General features: G+C 45.8%; 15 protein-coding genes. 2 read left to right on the plus strand and 13 right to left on the minus strand.

Translation table 11 applies throughout. From position 1 onward, the window contains the following. Nucleotides 1–4 precede the first annotated feature (4 nt). On the minus strand, nt 5–556 hold the full coding sequence (gene rfbC, locus ACUJFL_RS12420) for a dTDP-4-dehydrorhamnose 3,5-epimerase (protein ID WP_445427666.1): 552 nt from the start codon (nt 554–556) through the stop codon (nt 5–7). A 90-nt stretch (nt 557–646) separates the two neighbouring features. Here rfbC and rfbB point away from each other — a divergent pair, with 90 nt between their 5' ends. Both rfbB and wecC read left to right on the plus strand, forming a co-directional pair. Continuing rightward, nucleotides 647–1,651 carry a dTDP-glucose 4,6-dehydratase gene (gene rfbB / locus ACUJFL_RS12425; protein ID WP_445427667.1) on the plus strand — a complete coding sequence of 335 codons (1,005 nt, stop codon included), beginning with the start codon at nt 647–649 and terminating at the stop codon, nt 1,649–1,651. Nucleotides 1,652–1,963: 312 nt separating this feature from the next. Next, complete coding sequence (gene wecC / locus ACUJFL_RS12430; protein WP_445427668.1) at nt 1,964–3,211, plus strand: UDP-N-acetyl-D-mannosamine dehydrogenase; 1,248 nt, start codon at nt 1,964–1,966, stop codon at nt 3,209–3,211. Between the two features lie 89 nt (nt 3,212–3,300). Here the strand turns inward: wecC and ACUJFL_RS12435 are convergent, their stop codons facing one another. The 12 genes from ACUJFL_RS12435 to ACUJFL_RS12490 form a co-directional block, all read right to left on the minus strand. Then, nucleotides 3,301–4,743, minus strand: coding sequence for a phosphomannomutase (locus ACUJFL_RS12435; protein ID WP_445427669.1), 1,443 nt, complete (start codon nt 4,741–4,743; stop codon nt 3,301–3,303). An 11-nt stretch (nt 4,744–4,754) separates the two neighbouring features. Beyond that, nucleotides 4,755–6,167, minus strand: coding sequence for a mannose-1-phosphate guanylyltransferase/mannose-6-phosphate isomerase (locus tag ACUJFL_RS12440; protein WP_445425034.1), 1,413 nt, complete (start codon nt 6,165–6,167; stop codon nt 4,755–4,757). 85 nt (nt 6,168–6,252) lie between these two features. Further along, on the minus strand, nt 6,253–6,894 hold the full coding sequence (locus tag ACUJFL_RS12445; RefSeq protein ID WP_445427670.1) for a transposase: 642 nt from the start codon (nt 6,892–6,894) through the stop codon (nt 6,253–6,255). A 283-nt stretch (nt 6,895–7,177) separates the two neighbouring features. Further along, nucleotides 7,178–8,905, minus strand: coding sequence for an SLC13 family permease (locus tag ACUJFL_RS12450; RefSeq protein WP_445427671.1), 1,728 nt, complete (start codon nt 8,903–8,905; stop codon nt 7,178–7,180). 3 nt (nt 8,906–8,908) lie between these two features. Further along, nucleotides 8,909–10,315 carry a sulfate adenylyltransferase subunit CysN gene (cysN, locus tag ACUJFL_RS12455; RefSeq protein ID WP_445427672.1) on the minus strand — a complete coding sequence of 469 codons (1,407 nt, stop codon included), beginning with the start codon at nt 10,313–10,315 and terminating at the stop codon, nt 8,909–8,911. Further along, nucleotides 10,315–11,223, minus strand: a complete 909-nt coding sequence (gene cysD, locus ACUJFL_RS12460) for a sulfate adenylyltransferase subunit CysD (RefSeq protein ID WP_226750180.1) — start codon at nt 11,221–11,223, stop codon at nt 10,315–10,317. The genes cysN and cysD overlap by 1 nt, the downstream gene beginning before the upstream one ends. Before the next feature lie 189 nt (nt 11,224–11,412). Then, a complete protein-coding gene (gene wecB / locus ACUJFL_RS12465) occupies nt 11,413–12,537 on the minus strand; it encodes a non-hydrolyzing UDP-N-acetylglucosamine 2-epimerase (protein WP_445425038.1) in 1,125 nt (374 codons plus the stop codon). Between the two features lie 159 nt (nt 12,538–12,696). Beyond that, the gene (locus ACUJFL_RS12470) at nt 12,697–13,479 is read right to left on the minus strand and encodes an MlaA family lipoprotein (protein WP_445427673.1); all 783 of its coding nucleotides are present in this window, start codon (nt 13,477–13,479) and stop codon (nt 12,697–12,699) included. Nucleotide 13,480: 1 nt separating this feature from the next. Further along, nucleotides 13,481–14,704: a c-type cytochrome biogenesis protein CcmI gene (gene ccmI / locus ACUJFL_RS12475; protein WP_445427674.1), complete on the minus strand. Its 1,224-nt coding sequence runs from the start codon at nt 14,702–14,704 to the stop codon at nt 13,481–13,483. Continuing rightward, on the minus strand, nt 14,701–15,222 hold the full coding sequence (locus ACUJFL_RS12480) for a cytochrome c-type biogenesis protein (RefSeq protein WP_445427675.1): 522 nt from the start codon (nt 15,220–15,222) through the stop codon (nt 14,701–14,703). The genes ccmI and ACUJFL_RS12480 overlap by 4 nt, the downstream gene beginning before the upstream one ends. Next, nucleotides 15,219–15,797, minus strand: a complete 579-nt coding sequence (locus tag ACUJFL_RS12485; RefSeq protein WP_306178200.1) for a redoxin family protein — start codon at nt 15,795–15,797, stop codon at nt 15,219–15,221. The genes ACUJFL_RS12480 and ACUJFL_RS12485 overlap by 4 nt, the downstream gene beginning before the upstream one ends. Beyond that, nucleotides 15,790–17,751 carry a heme lyase CcmF/NrfE family subunit gene (locus ACUJFL_RS12490; RefSeq protein ID WP_445425041.1) on the minus strand — a complete coding sequence of 654 codons (1,962 nt, stop codon included), beginning with the start codon at nt 17,749–17,751 and terminating at the stop codon, nt 15,790–15,792. The genes ACUJFL_RS12485 and ACUJFL_RS12490 overlap by 8 nt, the downstream gene beginning before the upstream one ends. Between the last annotated feature and the right edge of the window lies 1 nt (nt 17,752).

The following is a 17,752-nucleotide window of genomic DNA, read 5'->3' on the forward strand; positions in this document are numbered from 1 at the left end:
ACCATTATATAGCGGCTATCAGTTGCTGTTTAACAACCTCAAAAGCCGGTGCTGTGCGATCTTTGTCTGACATCACAGTTACTGGCTGCGGCCATGTAATAGCAAGCTTTGGATCCAGCGCGTTAAACGCGCCTTCATCGGTTGGGTCGTAATACGCTGTAGTTTTATATGAAACTAAAGCAAAAGTGCTTAATGCCTGAAAACCATGGGCGAATCCAGGCGGGATCCACAGCTGTTGTGCTTGCTGTGCATCTAAGTAAATACCTTGCCATTGGCCAAAGCTTGCTGATGCGGGGCGTAAATCTAACATCACGTCATAAATTTCACCGTGCAAAACAGATATCAGTTTACCTTGCGGCTTAAAGCGCTGAAAATGCATGCCGCGCACTACACCTTGTTGAGAGCTTGATAAGTTATCTTGCACAAAGGCTTGGGGTAAACCCGCAGCTTGGTATTTAGCCGCGACGTAAAGTTCACGAAAATGACCTCTGTTATCATGATACACCGGCGGTTGGATCAGCAGGCAGTCTGGTAAGTGTGTTTTAGTGATCTGCATCAGTAAGCTAAGTTAGGCGCTAATGGATGTATTATACATAAAGCTCTGTCGCTTTATTGGCACCTTTTAACGGCTTTGTAAGAGAAAAGAATGAATAAGTGTGTGTTTGTTACCGGTGGTTCAGGTTTTATTGGCTCTACTGTGGTGCGTTTGCTGTTAGCAACAACTGACTTTACTATCGTGAATATTGATAAACTGTCTTATGCCGCAAACCCGTTGGCATTAAAAGCAGTGGAAGGTGATTGCCGATATCGCTTTAAACAGCAAGATATTGTTGATGAGTTAGAACTTCATTCACTGTTTACACAGTATCAACCGCAGTATGTGATGCATTTAGCAGCAGAGAGCCATGTCGATCGTTCTATCAATAGTGCCGCACCTTTTATACAAAGTAATATTGTTGGCACCTTTAGCTTACTTGAAGCCTGCCGAAAATATTGGGCACAGTTGTCAATTCAACAGCAGCAGATGTTTAGGTTACTGCATGTGTCAACAGATGAAGTTTATGGCGATATTCCCCTAGCCGCGAATGCCGCAACGGAGCAAACGGCCTATCATCCCAGTAGCCCTTACTCTGCCAGTAAAGCTGCCAGTGATCATTTAGTTCAAGCTTGGCAACGTACTTATGGTTTGCCGGTGTTAATTACCCATTGCACCAATAATTATGGCCCATTTCAGCATCAAGAAAAGCTGATACCGTTAGTGATAAACCGCGCGCTTGAAGGCCAACCGCTGCCCATTTACGGGGATGGCCAGCAAATTCGCGATTGGTTGTTTGTAGAAGATCACGCCAAGGCGTTATTAACGGTATTGCAAAAGGGTACTGTTGGTGAAAGCTATAACATTAGCGCGAATAACCAACTGACTAACTTAGAGGTGGTAAGCATTATTTGTCATGAGCTCGATAAGCTTATACCGGCTAGCAAAATGGGTATTAACCATTACAACGAGCTGATCACATTTGTGGTAGACCGCCCCGGGCATGATCGTCGCTATGCTTTAGATGCCACAAAAATCACCCAGCAACTTGGTTGGCAACCCAGCACCAACTTTGCTGAGGGAATTGTAAAAACCATTTCAGCTTACCTCCCCTAGCAACTGGTCATACCGCACTCCGGTACAGGTCGGGCCACACTCAGACACTGGTCTGACCGCACTCCGAGACAGGTTAAACCACACTCAGACACTGGTCTGACCGCACTCCGAGACAGGTTAGACCACACTCAGACACTGGTCTGACCGCACTCTGAGACAGGTCGGGCCACACTCAGAGATCCGTAATAGCCCAAAAGGAAAATTCATGCTGATATTTAAATAATTATTTTGCAGATAAATTGTATATTCATATTCAGCACCTTAAGATGAGCCTATTCATACTCATTGTATAAGCGTTGCAAGGAATCATTAATGCTATCTCAATTTTCTAAAGTGTCTGTTATTGGCTTGGGTTACATCGGTTTACCTACAGCAGCGGTAATTGCTTCGCGTGGTGTTGAAGTCGTCGGGATTGATGTGTCGGAGCATGCGGTTAATACCATCAACCAGGGTAAGATCCACATCGTGGAACCTGACTTGGATATGTTGGTGCAGGCTGCAGTTACAACCGGTAAATTGCGCGCTTCGCTGGTACCTGAGAAGGCAGAAGTGTTTATGATTGCGGTGCCCACCCCGTTTAAAGATAACAAGGCGCCGGATCTGAGTTACATTCGAACTGCGTTAGAGAATATTGCGCCAGTTATTGAGAAAGGTAACTTGATTGTTCTAGAGTCGACCTCGCCGGTTGGTACCACAGAGCAAATTGCCGAATGGTTAAAAGAGTTACGCCCTGACTTAAAAGTGCCGTTAGATCATTCAGACGTTGCCGATGTGTATATTGCGCATTGCCCTGAGCGCGTTTTACCCGGCCGTGTATTGCAAGAGCTGGTAAGTAACGACCGTATTATTGGTGGTATTACCGAGCGCTGCGCTGAAAAGGCCATGTCGCTGTATCAGCTGTTTGTACGTGGTGAGTGTTTACGCACCACCGCCCGTACTGCCGAAATGGCCAAACTGACTGAAAACGCCTTTCGTGACGTGAACATTGCCTTTGCCAATGAATTATCACTGATCTGCGATAAGTTAAAAATTAACGTTTGGGAATTAATTAAACTGTCGAATCGTCATCCACGGGTGAATATTTTAAGCCCTGGCCCGGGTGTTGGCGGCCACTGTATTGCCGTTGACCCTTGGTTTATTGTGGATTCAGCTCCAGATTTAGCCAACCTTATCCGCATTGCACGTGAAATTAATGACGGCAAACCACATTATGTTATTAATAAAGTGAAAGAAGCGGCTGATCAATTCAAACGCCCTGTTATCGCTTGTTTAGGTTTGGCGTTTAAAGCCGATATTGATGACTTGCGCGAAAGCCCGGCTTTAGATATTGCCGAGCATCTTATCAATGACAACGTCGGTGAAATTCTGTTAGTTGAACCAAACATCAAAGAATTGCCAAAACGTATGAGCCAATACAACGATAAACTCACTACCCTCGCTAAAGCATTAGAGCGCGCCAATGTGTTAGTAGTGCTAGTAGATCACCGTCAATTCAAAGCGCTGCATGTTAACGAAGTGGCAGCAAAAGTGGTGATTGATACACGCGGGATTTTTGGCTAGTAGTACTACTTAATAAAAACACTCCGCTACCAAGTAAATTTGGGCGGAGTTTTTTTATTTGCGCCTTTGAAAATCGTCTTAGAATGTGGTCATACCTGTACCGGAGTGCGGTCTAACCAGTTGCTGAGTTGCTGTTGAAAAATTAAAGCCAATTCATCAGCCGCGTGTTGCGATGCTGCTTCGGCATAAACTCTGAGCTCTGGCGCATTTCCTGAAGGGCGGAAATGGATAATATCGCCATCTGCCAAGGTTAAGCGAACACCATCAGTAAGATCACACTGACTGACAACTTTATTTGACTGGCCAAGCTCAGCGAGTAAATCATCTGGTGCCACGGTTGCTTTTGCTAATAGTGTTTCAGCAACAACTCTTGGCACACTTTGTAGGCGTTGGCTGGCGGTAAAACGTTGTGGCAAAGCTGCTGTTAAGCTTGATATGGTGCTATCAGTTGCCATCTGCATAATAGCAATAAAAGGTAACAAAGCATCGCGGGTGGGTAAGGCGGCTAAAGTATCCTTGTTTATTGTTAAATCGGTAGACAATAGAAAGCCACCATTAGCTTCAAAGCCTGCTACGCTTTGATAGTTGACAACTAATTGCTGTAGCTTAGCTATTACATAGGGCGAGCCAATCTGAGTTCTAGCCACTTTTTTAAATGCGCCGCACAGGTCTATGGCACTGTTACAATTAACCGGTACCGCTAACGCCTCAACGCGCAACGCCATGGCTGTTAATAGCCCTACCGTATCGCCTCTAAGCCAATTACCGTTTTCATCCGCAATGAGCGGTCTATCACCATCGCCGTCAGTCGAAAAAATAGCGTCAAACTGGTATGCTTTTGACCAATTCTGAGCTTTTAACTTGTCTTCTTCACTTACCGCTTCGGTATCAATCGGTACAAAGTAGTCTGTCGCTTCCAATCGAGTTACTTTGGCGCCAAGCTGGGTAAAAAGCTGATGGTATAGCGCTTTACCCGCGCTTGAATGTTCATAAACACCAATATGTTTACCTTGTAAAAGATTAGGCTGACAAAGATTAAGGTAGCGCTTAACATAGTTTTCTGCTGCAAGGGTAAGTGGCGTTTTTTCAGTCGACGTAAAGCTAAGTAGCGTGTTTGTCGAACCTAAAATAAGCGCTTCATCTGCTTTACTAATTTCTCCGTCTGGACGATAAAACTTTATACCGTTGCGATCAAAAGGGATATGACTGCCGGTAATCATAATAGCGGGCACATTATCTTTCAATGCTTGCAGTGCTAAAGCGGGTGTGGGTAAAACACCATAAAACTGCGCGTCTAAGCCCAACGCCTCAACCATACCGATGCAATGCGTAACCATTTCAACACTGCTAGGCCGGTTATCTATGGCTAAGGCTACATGCTTAAAACTGAAACGCTGCTGCATACCTTGCAAAAAACTTTGGCTAAAGGCTGCACACACTTCTGGCGTGAAATCAGTAACTAAACCACGCGCGCCGCTGGTGCCAAACTGGATATTACTGCTGCCAAGAATGTCGCTTATGGCTGTTGACATTGTCGCCCCCACTAAGAACGACCATAACGATCAGAGAAACGAACAATATCATCTTCACCTAGATAAGGGCCTGACTGCACTTCAATCAACTCAAGTGGAATTTTCCCAGGGTTTTCCAGTGAGTGTACAGCACCAATCGGTATGTAAACTGACTGATTCTCTGTCAGTAATTGTTTGTTTTCATTCACTGTGACATTGGCAGTACCTTGCACAACAATCCAGTGCTCAGCGCGGTGATGGTGCATTTGAATTGACAATTTTTCACCGGGTTTTACCGTGATGCGTTTAACCTGATAGCGCCCGCCTGTATCAATACTGTCGTACTTACCCCATGGCCGATACACTTCACGGTGAATATGATGCTCTGTACGCCCTTCATTTTTCAATTGCTGCACGATGTTTTTCACATCTTGCACCTGATCTTTTGCTGCCACCAAAATGGCATCTTTCGTTTGAATAATAACGGTATCCTTTAATCCTACCGTGGCAATGATACCCGTCTCGGAAAACACATAATTGCCTTCACAGTTATGCTGAAAAACCTCACCATGCAGAACATTTTGCTGATTATCTTTCTTACTGATATCCCATAAAGATGACCAGGAGCCAACATCGCTCCATCCCGCATCTAACGGCACAACTACCGCATCGGCTGTTTTCTCCATTACCGCATAATCAATAGAGTCTGCCGGGCAATTCATAAAAGGTTCAGCCGCTAAACGGATAAAGTCTAAGTCAGTATCAATGTGTGCAATAGCTTGTTCGCAAGCCGCAAGAATGTCAGGGCGGTACTTTTTAAGCTCGGCTAAATACACACTGGCTTTGAACATAAACATTCCGCTATTCCAGTAGTATTCGCCGCTTTGTAGATATTGCTCGGCAATGTCGCGCGACGGTTTTTCGACAAACTGGGCCACATCAAACGTAGCGCTAGAAATGGTAGACGCCTTACCACGGCGAATATAGCCATAACCGGTTTCGGCTGAGTTTGGCACTATGCCAAAGGTCACCAATTTATTCTGACTCGCCAGCTCGCTAGCTATACCAATGGCATCATGAAAAGCCCCAGTGTCAGAAATAATGTGATCGGCAGCTAAGATTAACAAGGTTGGATCAAGGTTTTGCTTAACAGCATACAGTGCAGCAAGCGCCACTGCAGGTGCGGTATTTCGACCTGCAGGCTCTAGTAATATATTGCTTTTTAACTGATTAATTTGTCTTAATTGCTCAGCGGCAATAAAGCGATGCTCTTCATTACAAATAACCAATGGCGCTTCAATTTGTAACCCCTGTAAGCGTTCAACAGTGGCTTGCAACATGGTTTTGTCACCGCTCAATGTCAAAAATTGCTTTGGCATTAACTCTCTGGATAGTGGCCATAAACGACTGCCTGTGCCACCAGCCATGATGATGGGTAATAACATACTCGATCCTTGATCAATAATTATATTACCCTATGTTAAATCATCATCAGAAATAAGCAACATAGCTAATCAAGCCTGCTTAAATTCAAACCGAGATTGACATAGCCTCAGGCTGAACTTGTTTGCTATTTGCAATTAAAGACTGACACGGCAAGTTTTTACTAAGCGACTGACGGATAGCCTGCAACTCTGCTTTGTCGATGTCGGCGTTAAACAGTTCACGATAAGCACGTAGCCGGGTAAATTTGTTATCGCCTAATGCCTCATAGCTAGGATGTGGCACAATGATTTGCGAGTTTAAACCGCCGGCATTGCTATGATAGCTTGACCAATGATACTGATCCGGCGTTCTAACAATGCCTGCCCTAACCGGGTTAAGTTCGATATAGCGATAACATGCCAAAACGTAGTAATCGTTTTCGACCAAACTCGCAAAGTATTTACCATCCCATACCGTGCCGGTTCTGTCGTTTAGTGCATTGTAGTAACCCGCAAAATGCCGACCCAAGCATTGCATAAAGTGCGGTACTTCTTTACCACTTTGCGGTGTAACAAGAAGATGATAATGATTCGACATCAACACAAAAGCGTGCAGTTTAATGCCACACTCATCTAACTTATTGCATAACATAGAAAAGAACATGCCTTTTACCGCTTCAAACTTAAAGCAATTCGTCCGATTATGTCCCCTATGCACAATATGATAGGGCATGTTATCGATAAACATACGCAGCCTCCTAGACATTTCTATCAACCTTTTGTTAAACAAATTTTAAAATAGTAAACAAAATTAAAAGCTGCAAATAAAAATTTCACCGATCAGACCTCGTACCAGTGCCAGAGTGTGGTAGGACCTGCCTCAGAGTGCGGTCTTACCAGTACCGGAGTATGGTAAGACCTGTCTCAGAGTGCGGTCGGACCAGTACCGGAGTGTGGTAGGACCTGTCTCAGAGTGCGGTCAGACCAGTACCGGAGTATGGTCTGATCAGTGTTGGTGCTGGAAGGTTGGGTTAAAAGGGAAAAACGCGGGGGATCAGTAGTAAACTAACCACGATGTAAGTAAAAGCAACGGGCGCTCCCATCAGGAAAAAATGTTTGAGGCGGTAATTGCTTGCATTAAATACCATCAAGTTGGTTTGATAACCATAAGGCGTGATAAAGCTGGCTGACGCGGCAAATGCCACCCCCATCACCATGGGTATAGGATCAACGCCCATCCCCTGTGCCAAGCTGTAGGCGATAGGAAACATTAATGCCGCGGCGGCATTGTTGGTAATCATTTCTGTTAACAAATAAGTTAATAAGAAAATGCCCATTAAGGTAAAAAACGGCGCTTGGCCACTTAAACCTGTGCTTGCAAATTGACTTATCACGTTCGATAAGCCGGTGGTATTCATTGCCGTGGCAATACAAAGCGCACTGGTTACCACTAACCAAATTTCTATTGGGAAGCGACGTTTGATTTCGTTAACGGTTAAACACTTAGCAAACAATAACACGGCCAGAAAGAACATCGCTGCTTGTAATAAGCTAATACTGGTGAATACACTCACGCCAATCATCAGCGCAAAGCCCCACCACGTCAGTTTTTCACGGTGGCCACTGAGCATATCTTCGGTATCAATATCCGACAAAATATAGAAGTTTTTACTCAGGTTATGCCTGCTGCTAAAATCTGGCCCAGTTGCCAATAACATTACATCACCGGCTTTTAATGCTATATCGCCCAACTTACCGCTGACTTGTTCACCCTCACGGCGCACAGCCACGACTGCAGCATCGAACCGGGCACGAAACCCTGTACTTTTTAATGTTTTACCGATTAATACCGACTCTTCCTTGATCATCACCTCGGTTAATACTTGTGTCGTTAAACCGTTATCATCAGCAAATAACCGTAAACCCACAAATTGCTTAAGCACGTTGACTTTATGTACGTTGCCACTAAAGAGTAATTTATCGCCGGCACACAATACGTCATAACGCGCTACGGGCCGGATTAATTGCTTACCTCTAACGATTTCAGTTAAAAATAACGCATCAAGATGGCGCAAACCGGCTTCTTCCACCGTAAGCCCTACCAATGGCGAGTCGGCCATCAATTCAGCTTCTAACAGGTAAGCGCTATGGTTTTCAGCTGCAATGGTGTCATTCGGTAAAAATCGACTCATAAAAATAACGACCCCACCGCAGGCTAGCGTGACGCCTAAACCTATTAGGGTAAAGTCAAAAAAACCAAAACCCGGATGGCCTTTTTCAGTTAACATTGAATGCACGATTAAGTTGGTCGAAGTACCTATTAAGGTTAAAGTTCCGCCGAAGATCGCGGCATAAGAAAGCGGGATCAACAACTTTGCTGGCGACACCGTTTTATTGCTACGCACGGTGTTAAGCATCGCTGCCACAACGGCGGTATTATTTAATACTGAGGAGGCTAAAGCGGCAAAACTGACGGTGCGAAACACCGAACCCGACACAGAGCGGGTAAATAGAAAGCGCGATATACGTCGTAAGATACTGGTTTTCTCTAACGAGTAAGAAATTAAAACCAGCAACACTAACGTGGCTAAACCCGAGTTGGCCGCATTTTTTAATACATCGGCCGTCTCAATAAAACCCAAAGCTAACAAGCCAAGTAACATGGCACCAAATACTGCGGCTGCATGCTGCTGAAAGCGTAATAACGCCATCAGCAACATCACCAACAACCCTATCAGCACATTCGCTTCAAGGTTCATTTATTACTGCCGAGACATTAAATGGGGAAAATGTTTGCGTACAAGCATAATCAATTCATATTCAAAATCGCTGAGGCCTTTAATTTCTTCCTCTTCAGCAACAGTCGCAACTAGGGGCGCATCAATCATACCCGCTCCTACCGTTAAATTTGTGAAACGGTCAATAATAATAAAAGCGCCGGTAAGCTTGTTTTTACGATAGACATCAAACGCCATAGTTTCAGTTAAATTAACATCAACCAAGCCAATTTCATTCATCGCTAACACTTCAGCTGATTTCTCTGCCAAGGTATTCACATCGATGCGATGATGCAGTTTACTGATCTCACCTGTCGTGGTTTTACAGCTGAATTTAAAGTAATACTGCCTGTCGGTTTTTAGTGGCGTGTCATGCAACCAAATTAACTTGGCTCGCATCCGCGATGAGACATGCGGCAGCGCGTCTTTTTTTACCAACATACTGCCGCGGCTAACATCAATTTCATCATTCAAAGTAAGCGTTACGGCTTGCCCTGCGTTGGCACTTTGCAAGTCACCATCAAAGGTCACGATGCTTTTGATGGTAGACACAGTACCCGCCGGTAAAACCCGCACGGTATCGCCTACAGCAATACTGCCTGAAGCAATCGTGCCTTGAAAACCACGGAAATCAGCATTAGGGCGGCTGACTAACTGCACAGGGAATCGGAAATCGTCATTTTCAGCAAGCGTTAATTCAATGTTTTCAAGATACTGCATCAAGGTTGAGCCACGAAACCAGCTCAGTTTTTCACTGGGATGCACCACATTATCGCCCTCTAAGGCCGAAATAGGCACGAAGCGGATATCAGGAATGTCCAAAGCCCCTGCCAAAGCCAGATACTCTTCTTGAATGGCCTTGTAACGGGCTTGAGAGTAATCGACTAAGTCCATTTTATTAATCGCGACAATCACGTGCTTGATACCCAGCAAAGAACATATGTAGCTGTGTCGCCGCGTTTGGGTTTGCACACCTTTACGCGCATCCACCAGGATTATCGCTAAATCACAGGTCGACGCACCAGTGGCCATATTACGCGTGTATTGCTCGTGGCCTGGCGTATCGGCAATGATAAATTTCCGTTTCTCGGTTGAGAAATAACGGTAAGCTACATCAATGGTAATGCCCTGCTCCCGTTCAGATTGTAATCCATCGACCAGTAAGGCTAAATCGACACGCTCACCTTGAGTACCCACTTTTTTGCTGTCTTCAGTAATAGCCGCAAGCTGATCTTCAAAGATCATTTTGCTGTCATGCAACAAGCGGCCAATCAGGGTACTTTTACCATCATCCACACTGCCACACGTAATAAAGCGCAGTAATTGCTTGTTTTCGTGCTGCTTTAAGTAGGCCAGAATATCCTGCTCTATCAATTCTGAGATATGGCTCATTAGAAGTACCCTTCCATTTTTTTCTTTTCCATCGAACCGGTGCTGTCGTGGTCAATCACCCGACCTTGCCGCTCTGAGGTTTTGGTTAACAACATTTCTTGAATGATTTCAGGTAAGGTTGCCGCTGAGGATTCAACAGCACCCGTTAACGGATAACAGCCCAAGGTGCGAAACCGTACACTTTTCATGCTAGGTGTTTCGCCGGGTTGTAATGGCATGCGCTCATCATCAACCATAATTAGGGTGCCATCGCGTTCCACCACAGGGCGCGGTTTAGAGAAATACAAATCTGGGATTTGGATATTCTCAAGATAGATGTATTGCCAAATATCTAGCTCGGTCCAGTTTGATAATGGGAAGACGCGAATGCTTTCGCCTTTATCGACTCGGCCATTAAAAATATTCCACAGCTCTGGCCGCTGATTTTTAGGGTCCCAGCGATGATGCTTGTCGCGAAACGAGTAAACACGTTCTTTCGCACGAGATTTTTCTTCATCACGCCTTGCACCACCAAAGGCAGCATCAAATTTGTATTTATCTAAGGCTTGCTTTAAACCTTGGGTTTTCATGATATCGGTATGCTTGCTGCTGCCATGCTCAAAAGGGCTGATATTCATGGCCAAGCCGTCTGGGTTTTGATGTACCAATAAATTTAAGCCCAGATCGACAGCAATTTGATCACGAAACGCAATCATCTCTTTAAATTTCCACGTGGTATCCACATGTAACAGTGGAAAAGGGATTTTGCCGGGGTAAAACGCTTTACGTGCCAGATGCAATAACACCGACGAGTCTTTACCTACCGAATAAAGCATCACCGGATTATCAAACTCGGCTACCACTTCACGGAAAATTTGAATCGATTCGTTTTCGAGGGCTTTTAAATGGCTTTGGCTACTTGCTGCCATGATAACTCCGCCTGCGTCTAAGTAAGTGTTTATAGCTTACCAGAACAAATCAAAACCGAATTATCTTGTTTTGGAATATCTTATTTCCAACAACTGGTCCGACCGCACTCAGACACCGGTAAGAGCTCCAACCAGTACCGGAGTGTGGTCGGAGGTCAGAGTGGTGTCTGAGTGTGGTCTGAGGAATATCTAGCGGAAGGTTTTTAGGGTGGCGATAATCCGTGCACAGGCTTTGCCATCACCATAAGGGTTATGGGCGAAGCTCATGCTGTCGTAGTAAGGTTTGTCACTGAGTAAGCGAGTGACTTCAGCCACAATTTTCGCTCTATCTGTACCTACTAATTTCACCGTACCCGCATCAACCGCCTCTGGCCGCTCGGTCGTGTCACGCATCACTAAAACCGGTTTGCCAAGTGACGGCGCTTCTTCTTGAATACCACCGGAATCAGTCAGTACTAAGTAACTTCTGCTCATCAGATACACAAATGGCAGATAATCTTGTGGCGCAATTAAATGCACGTTCGATACATCACTCAGTAAACGATAAACCGGCTCGCGCACATTGGGGTTTAAATGTACTGGGTAGACAATATCGCAATCCGGGTATTGCTTAGCAATATCCGCTAGCGCAGCACAAATTTGCTCAAAACCACCGCCAAAACTTTCACGGCGATGGCCTGTTACCAATATCATTCGGCGATCGTCTTTTACAAAAGGAAACTGCTCAGCAAAACTGGCGCTTAATTCTGGGCTTTTATCAATTTTGTCGACAACTTGCAGTAGCGCGTCAATCACCGTATTCCCCGTAATAACGATGTTAGCGGCAGCCAGGTTTTCCGCTAATAAGTTATCCGCAGAGGTTTGCGTCGGCGCAAAGTGCAAGCGGGTTAAAGCGCCCGTTAACTTACGATTGGCTTCTTCAGGCCAAGGGCTATAAATATTGCCGGTACGAAGGCCGGCTTCGACATGACCTACCGCAATTTTTTCATAATAGCAGGCTAAGGCCGCAGCAAAAGTAGTGCTGGTATCACCGTGTACTAACACGATATCGGGTTGAAACTCGCGCAGTACCGGTTTGATGTTAAGCAAAATACTGGTAGTAACGTCATAGAGATCCTGCCCGGCTTTCATGATGGCTAAGTCGTATTCAGGTTCGATACTGAATAGCTGTAGTACCTGATCCAGCATTTCACGGTGCTGTCCGGTAACACAAACGCGGCTATCAAAGGCCGCATCTTGTTTTAATTGATTGACCAATGGTGCCATTTTGATGGCTTCAGGGCGTGTGCCAAACACACTTAATACTTTAATCATGTCGCTTTCCTTTTCATTTCGCACGCCGTCATTAGGCCTTTTGCACCCATAACTGGACAAACCAGTACCGGAGTGCGGTCAGAGGTGTGACCTGTACCGGAGTGCGGTCAGAGGTGTGACCTGTACCGGAGTGTGGTATGACCTCAGTGCTTTGGCGTATTATTCGATTTCTTCAAGAAAATCTAACATATCATCGTCTAGCGTTTCTTCAGGCTGTGGTGGATTACCATCGTAAATTTTAAAGATCTGACGCTGATAATAACTTTCTTTTACAAACGAGTAGGGATCCAGTGAGTCGTTTAACATATTTTCGACTTGCATTAACTGCTCGCGACCGTCTAATGCACCAATTACGGCACGTGAAATGGTTAACGGCGTATTTAATAAGCTTAAAGGGAAGTACAAATTATCAACCAATGAGCCAGCAGTATCTCTTACCGTGGTAGGCCCACGCGCAGGGATCATTAAAAACGGACCATCGCCAATCCCCCATACCGCCATGGTTTGGCTGAAATCTTCTTCAGCATTGGTCAAACCAATACTGGTTGCTACATCAAATAAGCCAAAAAAACCGGTGGTGCTGTTTAACACAAAACGGCCAACGCTTACGGCTGCTTTCTTCGGTTTGGCTTGCAATACGCTGTTGACGAAGCTAGCTGGCTCACCTAAGTTATTGACTACATTACTTAACCCTTTACGTGCCGGTTTTGGCACTACCGTGATGTAGCCTACGGTTAGCGGTCTAAGTAAATAGGCGTCTAACACATCGTAATTAAAATCCCAAAGCGGGCGGTTAATACGCTCTAGGGGATCTCGTACATCAACATAGGCGGGCTGAGTGTTATTCGCTGTTGCAGCTTGCTGCTCGCTTGGTGCGCTAGCACAGGCCGTTAAGCTGAGCACACCGCCTATCATTAGGGCTCGAAAAAAGAATAAAGACATATTACTGTTCCAAAGTTAATTGTACGGATACTACCGGTTGCTCAAAACTTAGCACCGCTGACACCACTTCTACATCTTGCGCAGAGCGCTCAACTGTTCCTGAAACAGCCATACGGGCAACAATTTGAATAAGATTAGTTTGCTCGATATTCCAGCCTGCTTGCATCGCATCGGCTGCCGATAAGCTGATCTCGGTTACACCGGCAACTAATGGCAAACGCTTCGCAGCTAATGGAATAGCCGGGCCTTCTGCCGCACGAGCAAACACGAACAATGAAGCACCAGGATGAGCGGCGGCTAACTCTGCGCCAACACTAACCTGAACCTTTACTTCACGAACAAAGGCTGCGTTTTGCTCGGCAGTGCCGACCGTTGCAGGGGCATTTAATTCGGCTAAACGTGCATTCACTACCTCTAAACGTGGATCATCAGGTGCTAAGCGCGATGCCAATAATTGCCAAGCGGCTATCGCTTCGGCATTATCGCCACGCTCATAAGCAATTAACGCCATTAATGAAATCGCATCAATATTTTCAGGCTCTTGCATTAACACTCGCGCAACACTTTGGCCGGCTTTGGCTAAGTTCATATCACCGCCCAGCATAATCAAGGCTTGGCTGTAGCTAATTAACAACGGGGTGCGCTCTGGCATTAGCTTTAAAGCGCGCTCAAAAGACTCAATCGCTTCTTCTAGCATCCCCAAGGTCATCCAAACCCGACCTAATAACATCCAAGCTACCGCATCATCACCTTCGTTGGCCAGTTTGGTGCGTAGTGCCAAAGAAAACAGCTGCATATCTTGCTCGTTTAAGGGCTCACCCTCGCCTAGTAATGCGCGTTGACCATAGCTGGCTAAGTTTTGCTGGGCATGCTCCCAATCGGATAATTGCCGGTAATGGCCATTTTGACTATACACCACCGCCACAATTAACGCCGTCACCAGTACTAAACTGAGGTGTAATACTCGCTGCTGTTTGGGTTGCTTATAACGAATGGCTTGCTGTTCTTGTTCTAAAAACTGCTGCTTTAACTCATTGGCGGCGGTATCAAAATCTTGCTCAGCCAATTCACCGGCATCGCGTGCTAACGCCAATAATTGCAGGCGCTCTTCAAATAGTTGCGCCGGAGTTTGATTATTCTTTGCATCGGCTTTGCGCGGCCAAATAATAAAAAGGGTACTTAACACCAACATGGCGAGTGCACCGGCGGCAAGTTGCCACATCATGATTTTTTACTCCGATAACTGTCGATAATTTGCTCAAGCTGCTGGTTTAACTTTGCTTTTTCGGCAGAGTCGGTAGCAGCGTTATCTGACAACTGCTCTGACCTGTACCGGAGTGCGGTCTGACCAGCTTGGCGTTTAAGTTGAAACAGCAACAATGATAACAACACCAGCACCGGGGCTAGCCACAACCAAATGGTGTAGCGATTGACCGGCGGCTGATAGTGCACAAAGTCACCGTAACGATCGATCATAAAATCTAACACTTGCTGCCGGCTTAAGCCTTGTTGCACCAACTCGTAGGTTTTATCACGCATATCTACGGCCACCACGGCATTCGAGTCGGCGATATTTTGATTTTGGCATTGCGGACAACGCAGTTCAGCCGTCAGCTTTAAATAAAGTTGCCGTTGCTGCTCACTTTCAAAAGACAATAACTCTTGGCTCTCTGCTGCACTGGCAGCACTGCTTAAGCCTAAGGTCAGAAGGATGCTGCAAAGAAAGGTAAAAAATGGCTTCATGGTTTGGCCGCCCATTGCTGGTAAATCGGCGCGAGTTTGCTGCGCCAAACTTGCGGATTAATATCACCAATATGATGCGCCCTTACAATGCCGTTGGCATCCACGATAAAGTGCTCAGGCGCGCCACTGACCCCAAGATCCAGCGATAAACGCCGCTGTTGATCAAGAATGTTAAATTGGTAGGGATCGCCATTTTGTTGCAGCTTAGTGGCAACCTCTTGCTGTAAGGTTGGCAAATCGAAGACTTGGCCAAACATCGGATCTTCAGGTAACACGTAGTAAAGGCCGATGATCCGAATGCCCTGCTCATTGCGCAGCTGCGTCATGTAACTGAGCTCGGCATTACAGGTTGGGCACCAAACTCCCCACACATTCAGTAAAAAAGTTTCGCCTTTTAGTGCGTCCGGTGTCCAAGTTTTATTCGGATCCTGTAAATCAGGTAACGAGAAACTCGGCAGCGGCCGGTCGATAATAGCCGAGTCACGCTCACGCGGATCAGAAAACAATCCACTGAGTAAAAACAGCGACAAGCCTAAAAATAACGCTAAAGGAATATAAAATAACGCCTTACGCATCCGCCGTCTCCCGCACTGGCACTTGTCGACGATAGCGCTTATCAAGCAAAGCGATTAACGCACCTAACGACATTAACAAGCCGCCTAGCCAAATCCATCTGACAAAAGGTTTTACATACACACGGATAGCCCACGCATCGCCCGGTAAGGCTTCACCTAATGACACATACAGATCACGGCTTAAGCGCGCATGCACCGCGGCTTCGGTCATCATCATCCGTTGAATATTGTATTCGCGCTTTTCAGCATGCAGATGGGTAACATAGCTGCCGTCTATTCTTCTTACGTCGATTTCTGCCGCTTCCCCACCGTAATTAGGGCCGTTTAGTTTATAAACGTCTTGTAGCTCAAATTCATAATCGGCTAACACCACCTTATCACCGATGGCCATGCGCACATCACGTTCGACACTGTAGGTTTTGGTCATCGCCACACCAATTACCAGCACGGCAAAACCGATATGCGCCATCGTCATACCATAATGCGACGCCTGCAATTTACTTAAACCGGCTTTTACTGAACCGAACTGATCTAATCGCTGATAAATTTCGCTAAGCGCCGATAAGCCTACCCAAGCACCTAACAATAAGCCTAACAACGCCAAGTTTGCGACGACACTTTGCAGTAAACTTAAGGTACCCAAAGCGACAATCAGCGTAGCGATGGCCAGTAACGACATGGGCTTGAGCAGTGGCGCGGCTTTTTGTTGCTTCCAGCGTACCCAAGGCCCTAAGCCTAGTAACAGGGCAAAAGGGATGGTCAGGTAATAAAACATCTGATTAAAGAACGGCTCACCTATCGAAATAGAGCCTAAGCCTAACTCTTTGTGTACCAATGGAAATAAGGTACCTAACAATACTACTAAGGTAGCGGTTAGTAAGAACACGTTGTTGCTCCACAGCATCACTTCGCGCGAAAAAAGCTGATAACGCGCCTGACTGCGCACCGAGTTCATGCGGCTGGCGTAAAGTAACAATGAGCCACCGATAACGATTAGCAGGAAAATCAATAAGAAAATACCGCGATCAGGATCCGATGCAAACGAGTGAACCGATACCAACACACCAGAGCGCACTAAAAAGGCACCTAATAAACTCAGAGAAAAGGCACCGAGCGCCAATAATACCGTCCAGGATTTAAAGGTGCCGCGCTTCTCGGTGACCGCTAAGCTATGGATTAAAGCCGTACCCACCAACCAAGGCATTAACGACGCATTTTCTACCGGATCCCAAAACCACCAGCCGCCCCAACCTAGCTCGTTATAGGCCCACCAACTACCCAGCATAATGCCCAAGGTCAGGAACATCCAGGCCGCTAAAGTCCAAGGTCTGGCCCAGCGCGCCCAAGTACTGTCAAATTTACCGCCAATTAAAGCGGCTATCGCAAAGGCAAACGACACCGCAAAACCGACATAACCCAGATACAACAACGGCGGATGGATAATCATGCCGAAGTCTTGCAGTAATGGGTTTAAGTCACTGCCTTGCACGGGGTAAAACGGTAAGCTGCGTTCAAACGGATTTGACATAAATAAAGAAAAAGCAATAAAACCGATGTTAATCAGCCCCATAATGCCTAAAATTCGCCCTTGCATTAGTAAGGGCAATGCTTTGGAATATTGCGCCACTAAGGCAGTCCAGCCGGCTAACATCATAACCCATAACAACATCGAGCCTTCGTGTGAGCCCCATACTGCGGTGAGTTTGTAGTACCACGGTAAAATAGAACTGGAGTTGGTGGCCACATTAATTACGGTAAAATCATCGTGATAAAAAGACCAGGCTAGCGCCATAAACGCTAGTAAAGTAAATACAAACATACCCACTGATAAGGGTTTGGCTAATAATAAGGCACGTTCATTGGCGGTAAAGCTGCCCGCTAAAGGCACTAAAGCCAATAATAATGACAGCGCAAAGGCAAAGGTCAGCGCCAGCTGACCGTATTCTGCAATCATC

Source organism: Alishewanella sp. HL-SH05 (assembly GCF_052655985.1).